This window comes from Pseudothermotoga lettingae TMO (genome assembly GCF_000017865.1).
Lineage (GTDB): Bacteria > Thermotogota > Thermotogae > Thermotogales > DSM-5069 > Pseudothermotoga_B > Pseudothermotoga_B elfii.
In genome coordinates this window covers 396,767-413,441 of the sequence record NC_009828.1, presented here as the reverse complement: position 1 = coordinate 413,441, position 16,675 = coordinate 396,767, and the positions used below count along the sequence as shown (strand labels likewise).

The following is a 16,675-nucleotide window of genomic DNA, read 5'->3' as shown; positions in this document are numbered from 1 at the left end:
TAAGACAGGTGCTATGTCTCAAATAGCCCAGATAATCTGTTCTCAGGCTAATGCCGAGCATTGCGATTTGTTTATTTACGAAAGCCAAAAAGATCATTTCAGATTGGTCGGGACAACCCATCAGCATGAAAAAATCGGAGTATTGAAAATAAATTCAAACACCTTGATGAATGATTCGCATACAATAAAACTCGAATACAACGGTAAGCTTACAGGGGCTATAGCGCTGAGAAATCCAAAAAATTTACCAGCAATTGACAATCTTCTTGAGGAGCTTGCTTTTTCCCTGTGGTGGCTTGATAGATTCACAGAGCTTGAAAATACCGCAGAAAGATACCACAACATGAGTCAGCTGACAGATGCTTTTTATAGCTACGATGATCAGGATGAGTTGAAAAAAGAAATGGTCAAGGTAGTGGCAAAAATTCTGAGAGCTGATATGGTACTCTTTCTCGAGAAGATCTCTGAAAATTATGTTTTTACAGCTGGATTTGGCATCGATAGAAATCAACTTTTGGTAGAAAGTATTCCACAATCTCATCCGTTCATATCAAAGATAGAAAAATCAGACAGTGGAATATTAAACATAAAAACGCAGATAGATTTTGCAAGCATTCCTGTGAAATCATTGATAGCTGTGCCTCTCAGGTTGCAAGACAGAATTCTGGGAGTTCTGATCGCTATTAACAAAATATCAGAAGAAGGCTACAGAACCAGATACAGTTTTGACGAATTTGACCTCTCAACGTTGCATGAAGTAGCGAGGCGTATTTCACTCGCTTATACAAGGCTCGAGTATCAAAATAATCTCAAGAAAGAAATTGAGAAGCTCAAGAACTATACAAAGCGTTACGAGGATTTGATCAAACAACAGCAACTTTATCTGAAAAAAATGGATCTGGTTCACAATATAAGCAATGCTATGAGGGCAAGTTACGATCCCAATAATGTATACAAAATCCTTCTTCTGGGATTGACTTCGGGAAGGGGTCTTGGTTTCAACAGAGCTTTATTACTTTTACGTGATAGAAAGACAGAAACCCTGTTCGGAAAAATCTGGTTAGGCCCATCCAGTGAGGAAGATATAACAAAAATATGGAGAGAAGCTGAAAGAAGAGCGATGAGTTACGGCGATTTTTCTCAATACCTGCGAGAAGAGGCGCTTATGCTTGATATTTCTAATGGACTTACGAAAAAAATAGAGGGAAAAATGTTTCATTACAAAGATCACCCGGTGTTTGAAAGAGTGGTTCTGAGAAGAAAACTGATCCATATAACCCCGCCACTTGCAAAAAGTATGGGAGAAGCCGTTAAAGATCTAACCAATCTCCTGGAGACAGAGGAATTCGCTGTTGTCCCATTGATAGGAAAGTGGGATACCATAGGTGTACTCATACTGGACAACAAATTCACAGGAAATCCAATTTCCGAAATCGACACAGAAGTTCTGAAAATTATAGCAGATAGTGCAGGATTAACGATAGAAAATGCGACAAATTACGAAGAGCTGAGGAAAAAAACAGAAAGCCTTGAACAACAAAAAAATATGATAGATTATCTAAGAAAGTTTAGCGAGAGCATTCTTCAAAACCTTACAACTGCCGTCATAGTAATTGATAGGCAAGGAAAGGTTTTAGAATGCAACAAAAGAGTAGAGCAATTGCTTGGATTGCCAAAGGAAAGAGTTATTGGAAGCGCATACACAGATTTTGGTGAGGCATTTCAGGATGTATTTGGTGTTGCAATGAAAGTTTTTGAGCGTGGTGAAACAATTACTCTTTCCAGATATAGAATAGAAACTGCAAATGGGGAGAGGTTTTTCGATACAAAATATTCTCCCTTATGGGATATAGCAGGTTCATCAATGAACGGTGTTATTGTAACGCTTGAAGATGTTACCGACCAGTACTTGCTCGAACAGGAAAGAAAAGACAAAGAAAAATTAGCACTGTTGGGAGAAATGTCAGCAAGAGTTGCGCATGAATTACGAAATCCAATAACCGTTATAGGAGGTTTCCTTAACAGATTGAAGAAAAACATTTCAGATCCACAGGCAAGAGAACGATACCTCAACATACTGAGTAACGAAGTGGACAATTTGCAGAATATAGTTTCAGAAATACTTGAATTCAGCAGAAGCGCAAGAAATATAGATGAAAGCAAATTTCAAATAAATGAATTGATAGAGGAAGTAGCATTTTTTATGCAAGAAAAAGCTGCCAGAAATAAAATCAACCTTGAATTTATGCTCTCGCCTTTGCAAGAAGTAGTGGCTGATAGAAACAGAATAAAGAGAGTTTTGATAAATCTTGTTCAAAATGCCATAGAAGCGACACCGCAAGGTGGTAGGATTATCTTAAAAAGTCAACAGGACCAGGATAGAGTACTGGTTTCCGTTTTTAACACAGGAGAGCCTATATCTGAAGAAAATCTGAGAAAAATCTTTGTGCCTTTCTACACAACGAAAACTTACGGAACAGGCCTCGGCCTCCCCATATGCAAGAAAATAATAGAAGATGAGCACGGGGGGCGCATATGGGCGGAATCGAAGCCAGAGGGAACTGAGTTTAAATTTGAAATCCCAATAAAAAGGGAGGGCGAATGATGAAAGAAGCTAAAATCCTTGTCGTTGATGATGAGCAAAATTTGAGATTGCTCATAAGTGAAGAACTTGAGGAACTTGGTTACAAAGTGGAAACTGTTTCAAATGCAGAAGAAGCGCTGAAAAGGATCGAATCAGATGATTTTGATCTCGCCACAATTGATATCGAAATGCCAGGAATGAATGGCATAGAACTCGCTGGCATTCTGAGACAAAAATATCCTGCACTAAGAATAATTCTTTTGACTGCTTATTCGCATTATAAATATGACCTTGCTTCGTGGGCTGCGGATGCATACGTGGTCAAATCAACTGATCTGACTGAATTGAAAGAAACAGTCAAGAAACTTCTGCAAATGTGAGGAGGTGCTTGTTTTGGATTACAGATCCACTCTCAATCTTCCCGGTACTGAGTTCTCAATGCGCGCTAATTTGGTGGAAAAAGAACCGCGTATACTTGAAAAATGGCAAAAAATGAATATTTATGATTATCTGCTAAAACACAGAGAGAATAACCCAACCTTCGTCCTTCACGATGGTCCACCTTATGCAAATGGCGATATTCACATAGGCACTGCTATGAACAAGATACTGAAAGATATAGTTGTGAGATACAAAACACTTCGCGGATTTAAATCGCCTTATGTACCCGGATGGGATACGCACGGTTTACCAATAGAGCACAAAGTTACGACAATGCTTGGAGAAAAGGCGAGATCTATGTCTCAAACAGAATTGAGAAAAGCTTGTGAAGAATTTGCAAAACAACAGATAGAAATGCAAAAGAAACAGTTTCAAAGACTTGGCGTTATAGGTGACTGGGAAAATTATTATGCGACTTTGAACCCTGAATATGAGTATAAAATCTATGAAATTTTTGCAAAGCTGGTGGAGGATGGCTATGTTTACAGAGCGCTTAAACCGGTTCTCTGGTGTAATAATTGCGGTACAGCCCTTGCACAGGCGGAAATAGAATATCACGACCACGATTCACCATCTATTTATGTCAAATTTAAAATGGAGAACTCAGAAAATGAATACATAATCATCTGGACAACTACCCCATGGACCCTGCCGGGAAATACCGGAATAGCCGTCCATCCAGATCAACAATATGTGAAAATAGAAGTAGGAAGCGAAATCTGGATCCTTGCTGAGAAATTATTGAAAATGGCCATGCAGGAAATTGGTATAGATGAGTACAGGATTCTTGAAAAATTCAAAGGGCATTTCCTTGAAGGAAAACAGGCTGTTCATCCAATATTTGATAGAAAATCTCGCATAATCACAGCCGATTTCGTAGACATGGAAACAGGCACTGGTTGCGTGCACATTGCACCGGGACATGGTGAGGAAGATTACGAATTCGGCCATCTCGTGAATGGTTTAGCCGTTATTTCCCCAGTTGATGAAAAAGGCTATTTCACAGAGGAAGCCGGAAAATATTCTGGCATGCATATTGAAAAAGCAAACAAACAGATAATAGAAGATTTAAAAAACAATGGCTCTCTTCTTAAGGAATCAACCATCAAGCATTCTTACCCGCACTGCTGGAGATGCAAGAAACCTGTTATATTCAGGGCAACAGAGCAATGGTTTATATCTGTTGAAAAAAACAACCTGAGGCAAAGGGTCCTTGAAAATATACAGAATGTGGCATGGATACCAGCCTGGGGAAAAAATAGAATAAGTGCTATGGTGGAAGAAAGACCAGATTGGTGCATTTCGAGGCAACGCGCCTGGGGGACACCTATTCCGGCTTTCAGGTGCAGCAAGTGTAGCGAGGTTGTTCTTGATGCAAGATTGATCAGGCATTTTGCCGAAATAGTTAAAAAAATGGGAACAAATGCCTGGTTTGAACTCAGTGAAAAACAACTCCTGCCCGATGGATATGTGTGCCCACATTGCGGTTCGGAGGATCTTGTTAAAATGAACGATACTCTTGACGTATGGATTGATTCCGGTTCTTCTTTCGAGGCAGTTTTAACCACAAGACCGGAATTAACATTTCCCGCAGACATGTATCTTGAGGGAAGCGACCAGCACAGAGGCTGGTTTAATTCGTCACTGGTCCTTTCTGTCATAACACACGATAAACCTCCGTATAAAACTGTTCTAACGCATGGATTCATAAAAGATGCAGAAGGAAAGAAGATGAGTAAATCTCTCGGAAATGTTGTCGATCCTCTTGAAGTATGCTCTAAATACGGTGCAGATGTACTCAGATTGTGGCTTGCAAGCAGTGACTATTTCAACGATATCAGAATATCCAAAAATATAATTTTCCAGCAGGTCGAGGTTTATAAAAAAATAAGAAACACTATAAGATACCTTCTGGGAAACCTTCAGGATTTTTCAGTAACAGATTCTATCGGATTCCAAAAGATGCTTCCGGTAGATAGATGGGCACTTGGAAGACTTCAGCAAATAATAAAATCTGTAACAGAGGCATACGAAAGTTATGAGTTTTCCAAAGCATATAACATACTGGTGAAGTATTGCTCTGTAGAACTAAGCGCTATCTATCTGGATATCGTGAAAGATAGACTATACGTCGAAGGAAAGCACTCTTTAAAAAGAAGATCGGCTCAAACAGTTTTATATAATATTCTAAAATCACTGCTTGTCATGTTCTCGCCAATTCTTGCCTTCACGTGCGAAGAGGCTTACGAGTTTCTAAACTTTGGTGAGAAAAAATATCAAACTGTAATGGCTGAAAATTGGCCTGAATATAAAGAGGAATACATAGACACCAATCTGATGAATGATTTTGAAGAACTTCTCCAATTGAGGGATCTCGTTTTGAAAGCACTTGAAGAATCCAGGCAGAATGGTTTGATAGGTCATTCACTCGATGCAAAGGTTGCTATCAAAACCGGCTCTAAGAAAACCCTTGATTTACTCAAAAAATATTCGGCATACCTGGAAGAATTCTTCATAGTCTCCAAAGTAGAAATTTGCAACTCTGACGAAAATCTACACATTGAAGTTGAACATGCCGAAGGTGAGAAATGTGAGCGCTGCTGGAAATATGATCCGCTGACCAATTCAGATTCGGAGTTTCCCAATATCTGCCCAAGATGCATGGCTGTTCTTAAAGAAAAAAGGTGATTGTATGATAGAGATATCGGCTCTCGTGGCAGATGCATTCAGCAAAAAGGCGTCGGATATCCACCTTTCGGTGGATATGCCGCCTATTTATAGAATAAACGGTCTTCTTGTTGAGCAAAAAAATTTTGGCATCATGGGTGAAAGTGATCTGGTTATGTCGCTTAAAAAATTGTTCGACCAGATAGGAATGACGAACAATCTGGAGAAAAAAGAAATAGATTTTGCGTTCAGTGTTGGTGAACAAGTAAGGGTGAGAGGAAATCTGTATTACGAACGCAGAAAACCTGCTCTGGCTTTAAGACTGATTACCAGAAAAATAAGAACTTTCGATGAACTCGGTTTGCCAGATATATTGAAAGAATTTACCGAACGAGATTCAGGTTTGATCCTGGTAGCCGGTCCAACAGGCAGTGGAAAATCTACCACTCTTGCTGCAATGATAGATTATATAAACGAAAATCACCCTTATCATATAATAACTATCGAAGACCCTATAGAGTACATTTTCACAAACAAAAAATCCGTCATTCATCAAAGAGAACTCGGTCAGGACACAAACAGCTTTTACGATGGGTTGAAATATGCTCTCAGACAAGATCCAGATGTCATACTTGTTGGTGAAATGAGAGACCTTGAAACAATGTCTCTTGCACTCACGGCAGCAGAAACAGGCCATTTAGTATTCAGTACTATCCACACAAACAGCGCAGCAAGTGCACCGGAAAGAGTTATAGATGTTTTTCCAGCCCATCAGCAAAAACAAATAGCTCTACAACTTGCCAATACACTTATTGCGATAATTTATCAAAGATTGCTACCAAGAATTGATGGAAAAGGTATGGTGCCTGTGCTCGAGATACTGGTTGGTACACCTGCTGTTAAAAACTTGATACGTGAGAATAAATTACACCAGATAGAATCAATTATGCAGACAAGTTCCAGGCAGGGTATGGTGCTCTTTGATGATGCTCTGTTTAGAGCTTATATGAGCGGATTAATCGATAAAAAACAGGTTTATGAGTATGCCCGGAACCAGCAGGAAATGGGGAAGAAATTAGGATGAAAGACATAATTGAATCAATAATCAAAGATGTTAATAAGAAAACCATCGAGCTTGAACAAAAATTATCCAGCTCCAATCTGGATATCGAGCAGTTGCGGGAATTTTCTGTTGAATATTCAAGGTTGAAAGAGGCCCTCGAAATATACCAGCAACTCAAACAAGTAGAAGAAGAGATGAATTTCTGGCAAGAAGCAATGAAAGAAGATCCCTCGCTTGAGGAAGATTTTCTGAAAGCCAGAAAGCAATACGAAGATATAATTTCTCAACTAATTTCTCACCTTCTACCTTTTGAAGAACATAACAATGTCATATTTGAGATCAGAGCCGGCACAGGAGGAGAAGAAGCTGCCCTTTTTGCTGCTGACCTTTATCGAATGTATATTCGTTACGCAGAGCGGAAAGGCTGGCAGGTAGAACTGTCAGATTTTCACGATACAGGGCTTGGCGGTTTCAAAGAAATCGTTTTCTTTGTTAAAGGAAAATCTGCTTACAAATATTTGAAATATGAAAGTGGTGTTCACAGAGTCCAGAGGGTGCCTGTCACCGAATCTTCAGGCAGAATACATACATCAACAGCCACTGTTGCTGTGTTACCAGAGGTGTCAGATGTTGAAATTCATATTGACCCGAAAGACTTAAAAATAGATACTTTCAAGGCTTCAGGACACGGTGGACAGTATGTCAACAAAACAGAATCGGCTGTGAGGATAACACATCTCCCAACAGGCATAATTGTTTCCTGCCAAAGTGAAAGATCACAGCATCAGAACCGTGAGCGTGCACTTGTCATTTTGCGAGCAAAACTTTATGAAATCGAGCAAGAAAAGATCAACTCACAACTCTCTAATCAGAGAAAAAACCAGATCGGCTCAGCAGAGAGAAGCGAGAAAATCAGAACATACAATTTTCCTCAAAACAGAGTAACAGACCATAGAATAAACTACACAACATACAGATTGCAGGAAATACTTGATGGGGATCTTGATGAACTAATAATGAAACTTTTTGAAAGTGAATTAATAAAGCTGACCAGAAACTGATTTACTGATAAGCGTTCTGAGCAAGCCGCTCATAAATTGTTCTGACAAGTGACTTCAGATTATCTTTTGCCACCTGCTTTGAATATTCGTAAAAAAGCATATTTGTGAACCATTCCTGTGCAGGGGTTCTTGGTATAAGGTCGGATTTTGGGATAGAATCGTACATTTTTTTGAATACTTCGTAAAAAAGGCTACCAGCGAATTCTGAACAGGCATTGTAGAGTTTGTCCGTTCTGACACTATCAACGCTTTGAACAAGCATCACATCACCACCAGGTCTGCGAGCAATACGCCTGCACTGTGCATTGTTTGAAGTATAGCTATTATGTCTTGTGGGGTTGCTCCAAGATTTTTCAAAGCTGAGACAAGCGATGAAACAGTTGCGTCAACTTCCTCGGAGGATTCCACTTTGCCGTTTTTCACTGTAATATTAAAAACACCATAAGATAGAGTAAAGTCAAGAATTTTAACATTTCCACCGAAAACAACTGTGCCCGTTTTTTCATTCACCACCACTCTTGCTGGTTGATCAACAGAAACTTCTACTTCTTCCACAAGAGATAGAAAGGTAACTATATCATCTTCAAAAGCAGAAGGAACTTCTATTTTTATAGAAGAGGCATCCACGGCTTTCGCAATTTTTCTTTCGAAAGTTGTATTGATAGCCTGGGCAACGCGGGCCGATGTTGTGAAATCCGGCTTTTTCAACAGTATTGTTACACTGTTCGACTGAACAAATTCAAATGGGATTTCTTTTTCCACAATGGCACCGTTGGGTATATACCCAACTATTCTGTATTTGTTCTGCAGATTAGCCGACACTTTAACATCAAAGCCCCCTACACTTACATTTCCCTGCGCCACGGCATATACATTTCCATCTGCACCATAAAGCGGTGTCTGAACCAGAAAACCTCCTTCAAGAGACTTGGCATCACCTATAGAGGCAACAGACACATCAAGTCTCATTCCTTCTTTGTAAAACGGTGGAATATCTGCGAAAACCATAACAAGAGCGCTATTTTTCGTTTTCAAGCTGTCCGAATCTATGCTGACATTAAAGGCTTTTGCCATATTGGCGAGCAGTGTAGAGTTTACCTGACCAGAATCACCTGTTCCATTTAAGCCAACAACTACTCCTATTCCAAAAAGCTGATTATCGCGGGCTCCTCTGAAATCAGCAATATCTTTTATTCTTACAGAGCCAAAGCCAGTTAGAGCCACAATAATGATTATAAATATGGTGACCTTTCGCACTGTCTCACCTCACAAAAACCATTTTGCAATTGCTGATAACAAATAATCAAGCCACGATTGCTGATCCGGGTTCTGCCGAAAAACCAGTTCTCCATTAACCCATATTTGACAGTTTGCAATATTTGAAGAATCAACTGTATTGTTGTGTGAAATATCATCAGGTCTAACAGTGCCCCGTATGATTATCTCGCTCAGCTGTTCACCCACTTTCAATTTTTTGTTCCCCTCAACAACCAGATTACCATTTTGGATATCTACCACCACTGCCGATATAGTTAAAACAACTGTTGAGCTCAGTTGAGCGGATCTCTGCTGCTGAGAGTTGTTGTTTATAGGTATGAACTGAGAGAGATCAAATTGCGTGATGTTTTTTACAGCACCTGTAAACAGATTCACAAGAGCATTTTCAAAAGCGTCATTTGAGCTGGAAGAATTTATTTGAGGTGTTTCTTTGACCACGATTGTTACTATGTCACCAACTTTGCTCGCTTTTCTATCAGCTATTATGTTTTTAAACTGCGCGGATGAAGAGTTGTTCCACAACGACGTAGGAAAAACAAAAGTTGTATATAAAGCGAAGACAATCACAATTATTAAGGATTTTTTCACACTCTCAGCCTCCAGAAATGAGAATTGTATAATCTGATCTCAAAATTCCTTGAATCAGAAATCCAGTATCAACATTTCTCGCTTTAACGATCTCTCCAAAATTTCCATCATGCAAAACTCTCACAAGTGCTGTAGCCAGAACCGAACCTGTTTCGAAAACTGCTAAGAGAACCTGCCCGGCCCTCACATCTGGCGCCTTGACAAGGTAGAATAGGTCTATTGGCTCTCCTTCACGGAACATTTTCCTGCTCACTTTTCCCGCGACAACCTCAAGATTGTTCGTAAAATTTCCCTTCTTTCCAAATACATCAAACTCGACCAGCTCCACATCTTCTCTTTTAATAATCTCTCCACTTTTAATAGTTCTGCGTGCAATTAAAATCTTCCTTGGCTGTGAAATAAGTGCCGACGCCTGAACATAACCGGCAAAAGATCGATTATTGTAGAACTTGATCAGAATATTTGTTTTATTGCCATTGAAGTTGCACGAAAGAATCTCGAATCTGTCAGCTGAGGGAATCGATTGTTTGAATTGAAGGTCTGTTACGGTTGCAGTTTCGCTGATCTGAGAAAGTACAAAATCAATTATGGCACTTTGCACATCTGTTTCAAAAACGGCAAAAGCGCTTACGGAAATCAGGCAAAAAGCAAAAATTCTCCACATTTTTCCATCCTCACTCAAAATTCAAAGAAAGGATGGATCATCGTTTCAACGTGGATACCGTTTGCAGCATATTGTCAGCTGTTTGAATTGCCCGGGCATTAAGTTCATAAGCTCTCTGGGCAGTTATCATATCCACCATTTCCTTCACAACATCAACGTTAGCTTTTTCAAGATATCCTTGCTGCAACGCGCCAAAACCATCTTGATTTGGTGTCCCTTCGATGGGTTCGCCCGACGCCGTGGTCTCCAGGTATAAGTTATCTCCCACTGCTTTCAAGCCAGATGGGTTTACAAACCTGACAAGCGTGATGGTTCCAAGATTCTGAACTGTACCATCTTGCATTTCTGCCGAAAAAATACCATCTGGAGATATGTTAATGGCAACGGCATCAGCCGGTACAACAATATTCGGTATCAGAGCCAGACCGTTCGATGTAACTACTCTTCCTTCGCTGTCGACTTTGAATGTACCATCCCTTGTATAAGCAGTTCTACCATCCTGCAACTGCACTTGAAAAAAACCATCTCCAGTAATCGCCACATCCAGTGCGTTACCTGTATATTCCATATTGCCAAGTGAAAATATCTTGGTGGTGGCACTGAGTCTTGTGCCATGCCCAAAATATATTCCTGTTGGTATAGTAGAATTCACCGCGGTGGGAGTACCTGCGTTTTTGTAATACTGGTAGACGAGGTCTTGAAATTCAGCTCTAACTTTTTTGTAACCAGTCGTATCAACATTGGCAAGGTTATTTGAAATTGTGTCAAGTTTGTACTGTTGTGCCCACATTCCTGTTGCTGCAGAATAAAGTGAAACCATCATTTTCAATAGCACCTCCCATTATTTGAGAGAACCAACCTGAGATATTAGTTTTGCCAGAGTTTCATCTGATACTGTGAGAGCTTTTTGAGAAATTTCAAAATGCCTCTGTGCCTCGATTAGGTTTACCATTTCATCTATTGCATTGACATTTGATAATTCAACGTATCCAGATAAAATCCTAAATTCATCTGCAACAACAGGCTGGCCACTTTCTTCCGTTGGTTGAAATAACGTATAACCAATCTTTCTCAATTCACCTGGATCATCGAAATTGTAGATACCCAACCTGGTTATCACGTTACCCACAGGGTCTCTGATATATCCATCGGCATCAACAACATAACTGGATTCAAATCTTATCGGCTGATTGTTCTCATCAAGCACCATAAGCCCATCAGTATTTACCAGATACCCTTCCTCATTTAATTTGAAATTGCCAGCACGGCTGTAATATACCCCATCTTCTCCGAGTAAACTGAAAAATCCTTCTCCATCAATGGCAAAGTCCATTGGATTATCAGTTTTCATGAAAGTTCCCATAGATGAATCTAAGAACACGTCGTCCAGGACCGCACTGTATGTCAAATTTCCAATTGGCTGCCTTCGATCTGGTAGGGCATATATTGCCCTGTCCTGGTATGCTCTAAAGGCAAGTTTATCCCTTTTATACGCAACCGTCTCGACGTTCGCAAGGTTATTTGCAGTTACATCGAGTTTACTCATATCCAGAAGCATACCCATTGCAGCAGTATAAATACCCCTTAACACGCTATCACCTCGAGTATGAAGTAGCAACAACCTTGAGCAAATCTGGATTCTCTAACAGAATACCTGTACCTCTCGCTACAGAAGTTATGGGATCTTCAGCTATTATCGTCTTCACTCCAAGCTCTTCAGATATGAGCAAATCAAGGCCTCTTAACAAAGCTCCACCACCCGTAAGCACAATACCTTGGTTTATTATATCCGCCGCCAGTTCTGGCGGAGTCTTTTCGAGAACCATCTTGATCCTGCTTACTATTGTTTCAACTAAAGGACGCAACGTCTCCATAACATCATCAGAGTTTATCTGATCTGTTCTTGGCAGTCCAGTAACAGCGTCTCTGCCTTTAATCTCTATTTCATATGATTCCATGGAAGAGTGGATTTTTCCTATCCTTATTTTTACCTGTTCTGCGGTAGGCTCTCCTATGACCAGCCCGTACTTCCTTCTTGCAAATCTGACAATAGCCTCATCCATTGCATCTCCTGCAATTTTGATAGAGTCTCCAACCACAACCCCTCCAAGACTTATCACGGCTATGTCGGTTGTACCTCCGCCTATATCTACGACCATACTCCCTTCAGATTTTGTCACATCTATACCTGAACCTATTGCCGCTGCGAGGGGTTCAGAAATCACATGAACCTGACGTGCTCCTGCGTTAAGCGCTGCTTCAAAAACTGCTCTTTTTTCAACACTCGTGGCTTTCGTTGGAATGCCTATAACAAGATCCGGTTTGAAAAAGAAAGATCTTCTCACGGTGCGGTTTATGAATTCTTTGATTACCGCCTCAATAGTTTTGTAGTCTGCTATCACACCATCTTTCATTGGCTTAATGGCTTTGAAATACTCTGGAGTTTTGCCAAGCATTTTCTTGGCCTCTTCGCCTATTGCCACTATCTCCCCTGTTTTTTCAGAAATCGCAACGACAGATGGTTCAAAAATGACAATACCTTTTCCTCTCTGATAAACTATAAAGCTTGCTGTACCAAGGTCTATTCCAAGATCACCTTTCGGCATTTTTAATACCTCCCCGATTATCACATTGGCGTGCCTGGCGGGAGTCGAACCCGCAACCTCTGGATCCGGAGTCCAGCGCTCTATCCGTTTGAGCTACAGGCACAGTAATTTCCCTTCTGGTTTTAGGTAAGCCTTCAATTTGTCGCACATCTTTCCTGCAACGATAATATCAAAAGGTGCAAAGTTTTCCAACTGGTCTGCGTACCTCTCAACATGACAACCAAGCTTGTAGAAAAGATATGCATAATATGGCTCTTCCTGGAGCACTATGCACCGTCTCTTGCAGACAAGTCTTGTATCGGACAGCCCTACAATCAAAATGTTACCTGCCATGTTATTTAATTCATTAACCAGATTATCGCTGACCTTGATCGGTGGAATTATCTCATGAAACTTCATTTTTGAGAACACAAACTTTTCGAATATTTCCGCTGCGCATAATCCATCAATGTTTTCACGATTTTTGAAAATGCTGCTTGTCAGTCTTTCATCGATAAGATAAACCCGTTTTTTAAACCTTCTGTTCAATTTCTCGGCAAATTCGATTGCTTTAAATGTCTGCTGGGAATACCTTCCACTCATAGACAAGGGTAACCCCACTACGAAACAATTAATAAAGGGGATTCTGGAAATCTCAGAAATTACTTTCTTTTTTTCAACGGTCATAATTTTTCTGGCTAATTTCTCGCCTATCGCGAGACCACATCTTGCATCTCCATAATCAACGGCAACAATCATTAAATCACCACATGGACATTTGCCAGAGCTCTGTATATCCCTTTGACTTTTTGTGTCAGCAGTGGTCTGGTAATCTTCGCAAAATACTCTATTTCCAATTCTCTTTCCATCTCTCGTAAAGATTTTTTCGAAAAGTCAATTTTTGTGAGATCTATCATTCCATCCGATATGGCAGCCCCAAGATCATCAAAGATATTTTTAATGATCCTGGCATACGAGAAACTCCCAAAATATCCCTGCCGAACAACATATTCCATAAGCTCGTCCTGACTAACTTTTCGCTCACCTATTTGCAGAATAATTTCCCTCAGAACGCTTCTGGAGGGAAATAGCTCGTTCAATTCATTTTCTCTTTCAACTACATTTTCTTCTGTAAAACACAAATCAAGTAACTGGTCATTGCAATTGTAGGAGATGGCATCCAGAATTTCAAAAAGTGTCAAAGGAGCGTCAAGAATAGCTATTTCTGTTTCCTGGCCAAGTAGCGTGGGTAAACCATCAGTATTTGTGGAGCTGACAAGTTTAACAGGTTTTTTTCTCTTTATATAATTCACGACACCAGCACGATAAGAAGGTTTGAGTGAATGGGAATACATCAATATCTCTTTATTTTTTATGGTCGTCTTAAGTTTTTTATAAAATGACGAGAGTTTTCTCTGGTCTGAGAATAGAAAACAGGATGCATCATTTATTATCAAATCAATTTCATTTGAAGCATCAGTCAAACCGTAACTTGGTTTCAATGACCTCTCATAGGTTACTTCAAAACCAAGTTCATTTGCAAAACTAAGCAATTTTTCCGGATTTTTAACAGTCACAGCGACAAATTTATCACAATTTGATGAAACAAAATCCAAAAATTCTGCTACCTGGCTGTTATTTTGAAACAGAGTAAAAACAGACAGTTCATTTATGAAAAACAGGTCAAATCGTTTCATAACCTCTTCTTTTTCAGCCATAAAATACGACATAGTCATGAACGCGAAATCTTCTGAACCACTTTTGCATAGAGAGTTCAGGTATTCTATTGGCTTTTGAATATGTCTCAAAAGACTCTGGTGAACCTGGGAAGAGATTATATTATTCAGTGAAATCACCGCACATCTGATTTTACTCTTTTCTTTCAACCAGTAATAAAGAGCATTTCTTGTCCTTAAATCAAGAATGAACAGTTTTCCACCTTTAAGTTGTTCAAGTATATGGTTAAGATGTGAGTTTTTTTGAAGTATTTCGATATTTTCAGTTGCCTGGTGTGTATCCTGGTAATCTTTTATTATGGAAAAATCAATAATATTTATGCTGAAAGGATGACGATGATTCCTGATACTGAAAACAATGTCTACTTTGTTGCATTCATAAATTGACTTGTCGAAGGCATGATCTAAACCAAAGCCTATTGCCTCAATTTTAGCACCGTTAACTGTGAAATTCATCTTAACATTTGCGTGATTTTGACCAAAAAATTTGATGGACTCAGCTATCACGTTTCTTGCAACAAAAATCGGCTCATTGTTACCATGGCCAAAGGGCTCCAGTTTTCCTATATCTTTCAATGTTTCTTCATTAATTTGCTCAAGCTGGAGATCCTCATCGATTTCTAACACGTCAGGTACATCTTCAATTGGTATTTCAAAATTTCTTAAAAGTTCAGCGAAATCATCAACGTTGTTTGAATCCAGGCTGAAACCAACAGCGAGGGGATGCCCTCCAAATTCATAAAAATAACTCGATAGTGGCTGAAGCAATTCAATGAGGTTTAGATTCGGTATGCTTCTTGCCGACCCTCTTGCTATACCGTCAGAATTCGATATCACCATAACTGGCTTTCCATACCTGTGAACCAGTCTTGTGGCAACAATCCCTATAACCCCAACGTGCCAGTTATCTCCCTTAACCACAATTATCGGATCTTTATGCAGGCCACGCTCCTCAATTTGCTCTACTGCACGCATGAATATCTCAGATTCTATTTCCTGGCGGGTTGAATTATACTCGAAAAGCAAATTTACAAGCTTCTCAGCAGATGTTTCATCTCGCGAGATCAAAAGTTCAAATGCATCATCTGCTGAATCAAGTCTACCGGCAGCATTTAGTTTTGGTGCAACTCTATAACCAATGTCCCTTGAATCCGGTTCGTTTATACCGAGCCTCTTAAACAGGATTGAAAGACCGGGCTTTCCAGTTCTCTTAAGTTTTTCCAGTCCCGTTTTAACCATAAAACGGTTTTCATCAACCAATTTCACCATATCGGCGATTGTGCCAATCGCCACAAATTCAAGTAAATCGAAAATTTCTTCGATCTGGATATTGAGTTTCTGGGAAATAGCACTGACCACCTTGAAAGCGACACCAACACCCGCAAGATCTTTAAATGGATAATCATCATCTGGACGCTTTGGGTCAACTACTGCAGCGGCGTCTGGTAACTGCTCTCCAACTTCATGATGATCGGTTATCAACACCAGGCAGTTGAATTTCTTTGCAAACTCCACTGCTTCAATTGCAGTTATGCCACAATCTACTGTCAGCACTATTCCTTTGTTGAATTTTTTAAAAAATTGCTCAATAACTGCAGGCTGGATCCCATAACCTTCATCCATTCTCTTTGGAATATAGTAATCTGTAACCCAGCCATACCTGTCTAAAAATTCCTTGTAAACAGCTATACCAGTTATACCATCAGCATCGTAATCACCGTAGATCAGAACAGGTATGTTCTCTTCTCTGGCTTTTAAGAGCAACTCAACGACACGATCCATATCCCTCAACAAAAATGGATCGTGTAGATCAAGAATTGAAGGTTTCAGAAATCTATTCGCAATCTTGGGATCTTCAATACCCCTGTTCACAAGTATTTTCGCAAGAAACAAACTTATACCAGCTTCCTGGCTTAGAAACTCAACCTTCTGCTGGTCAACCTGCTTAATTATCCACCTCACAATCTCCAACTGCCTTTTTATAGTATTACTTATATTAAACCATAAA

The 16,675-nt window shown here is 39.8% G+C and carries 14 protein-coding genes and 1 tRNA gene; 5 read left to right on the top strand and 10 right to left on the bottom strand.

Going from position 1 to position 16,675, the window contains the following annotated elements; translation table 11 throughout:
• The first annotated feature begins 13 nt into the window (after positions 1-13).
• From TLET_RS01965 to prfA, 5 genes are read left to right on the top strand one after another with little or no spacing between them, the layout of a single operon-like run.
• The gene (locus tag TLET_RS01965; protein ID WP_012002432.1) at positions 14-2,605 is read left to right on the top strand and encodes a sensor histidine kinase; all 2,592 of its coding nucleotides are present in this window, start codon (positions 14-16) and stop codon (positions 2,603-2,605) included.
• The gene (locus tag TLET_RS01960; RefSeq protein ID WP_012002431.1) at positions 2,602-2,964 is read left to right on the top strand and encodes a response regulator; all 363 of its coding nucleotides are present in this window, start codon (positions 2,602-2,604) and stop codon (positions 2,962-2,964) included. Before TLET_RS01965 ends, TLET_RS01960 begins: the two co-directional genes overlap by 4 nt.
• Positions 2,965-2,977: 13 nt before the next feature.
• The gene (gene ileS, locus TLET_RS01955; RefSeq protein ID WP_012002430.1) at positions 2,978-5,713 is read left to right on the top strand and encodes an isoleucine--tRNA ligase; all 2,736 of its coding nucleotides are present in this window, start codon (positions 2,978-2,980) and stop codon (positions 5,711-5,713) included.
• 4 nt (positions 5,714-5,717) lie between these two features.
• On the top strand, positions 5,718-6,776 hold the full coding sequence (locus TLET_RS01950) for a type IV pilus twitching motility protein PilT (RefSeq protein ID WP_012002429.1): 1,059 nt from the start codon (positions 5,718-5,720) through the stop codon (positions 6,774-6,776).
• Positions 6,773-7,816, top strand: a complete 1,044-nt coding sequence (prfA, locus tag TLET_RS01945) for a peptide chain release factor 1 (protein ID WP_012002428.1) — start codon at positions 6,773-6,775, stop codon at positions 7,814-7,816. The genes TLET_RS01950 and prfA overlap by 4 nt, the downstream gene beginning before the upstream one ends.
• A 1-nt stretch (position 7,817) precedes the next feature.
• On the opposite strand, the gene TLET_RS01940 is transcribed toward prfA, so the two are convergent.
• The 10 genes from TLET_RS01940 to recJ form a co-directional block, all read right to left on the bottom strand.
• Complete coding sequence (locus TLET_RS01940; RefSeq protein WP_012002427.1) at positions 7,818-8,078, bottom strand: rod-binding protein; 261 nt, start codon at positions 8,076-8,078, stop codon at positions 7,818-7,820.
• Positions 8,078-9,073, bottom strand: coding sequence for a flagellar basal body P-ring protein FlgI (locus TLET_RS01935; protein ID WP_012002426.1), 996 nt, complete (start codon positions 9,071-9,073; stop codon positions 8,078-8,080). The genes TLET_RS01940 and TLET_RS01935 overlap by 1 nt, the downstream gene beginning before the upstream one ends.
• 9 nt (positions 9,074-9,082) lie before the next feature.
• Entirely contained in the window at positions 9,083-9,682 is a 600-nt protein-coding gene (locus TLET_RS01930) for a flagellar basal body L-ring protein FlgH (protein ID WP_012002425.1), read from the bottom strand.
• A gap of 4 nt (positions 9,683-9,686) precedes the next feature.
• Complete coding sequence (gene flgA / locus TLET_RS01925; protein WP_012002424.1) at positions 9,687-10,346, bottom strand: flagellar basal body P-ring formation chaperone FlgA; 660 nt, start codon at positions 10,344-10,346, stop codon at positions 9,687-9,689.
• Positions 10,347-10,383: 37 nt separating this feature from the next.
• Complete coding sequence (flgG, locus tag TLET_RS01920) at positions 10,384-11,169, bottom strand: flagellar basal-body rod protein FlgG (protein WP_012002423.1); 786 nt, start codon at positions 11,167-11,169, stop codon at positions 10,384-10,386.
• 18 nt (positions 11,170-11,187) lie between these two features.
• Entirely contained in the window at positions 11,188-11,937 is a 750-nt protein-coding gene (flgF, locus tag TLET_RS01915) for a flagellar basal-body rod protein FlgF (RefSeq protein WP_012002422.1), read from the bottom strand.
• A gap of 4 nt (positions 11,938-11,941) precedes the next feature.
• Positions 11,942-12,952, bottom strand: a complete 1,011-nt coding sequence (gene mreB, locus TLET_RS01910; RefSeq protein ID WP_012002421.1) for a rod shape-determining protein — start codon at positions 12,950-12,952, stop codon at positions 11,942-11,944.
• Between the two features lie 26 nt (positions 12,953-12,978).
• Positions 12,979-13,055, bottom strand: a tRNA-Arg gene (locus TLET_RS01905).
• The gene (locus tag TLET_RS10765; RefSeq protein WP_012002420.1) at positions 13,046-13,690 is read right to left on the bottom strand and encodes a RuvX/YqgF family protein; all 645 of its coding nucleotides are present in this window, start codon (positions 13,688-13,690) and stop codon (positions 13,046-13,048) included. The genes TLET_RS01905 and TLET_RS10765 overlap by 10 nt, the downstream gene beginning before the upstream one ends.
• On the bottom strand, positions 13,690-16,629 hold the full coding sequence (gene recJ / locus TLET_RS01900; protein WP_012002419.1) for a single-stranded-DNA-specific exonuclease RecJ: 2,940 nt from the start codon (positions 16,627-16,629) through the stop codon (positions 13,690-13,692). Before recJ ends, TLET_RS10765 begins: the two co-directional genes overlap by 1 nt.
• Positions 16,630-16,675: the final 46 nt, after the last annotated feature.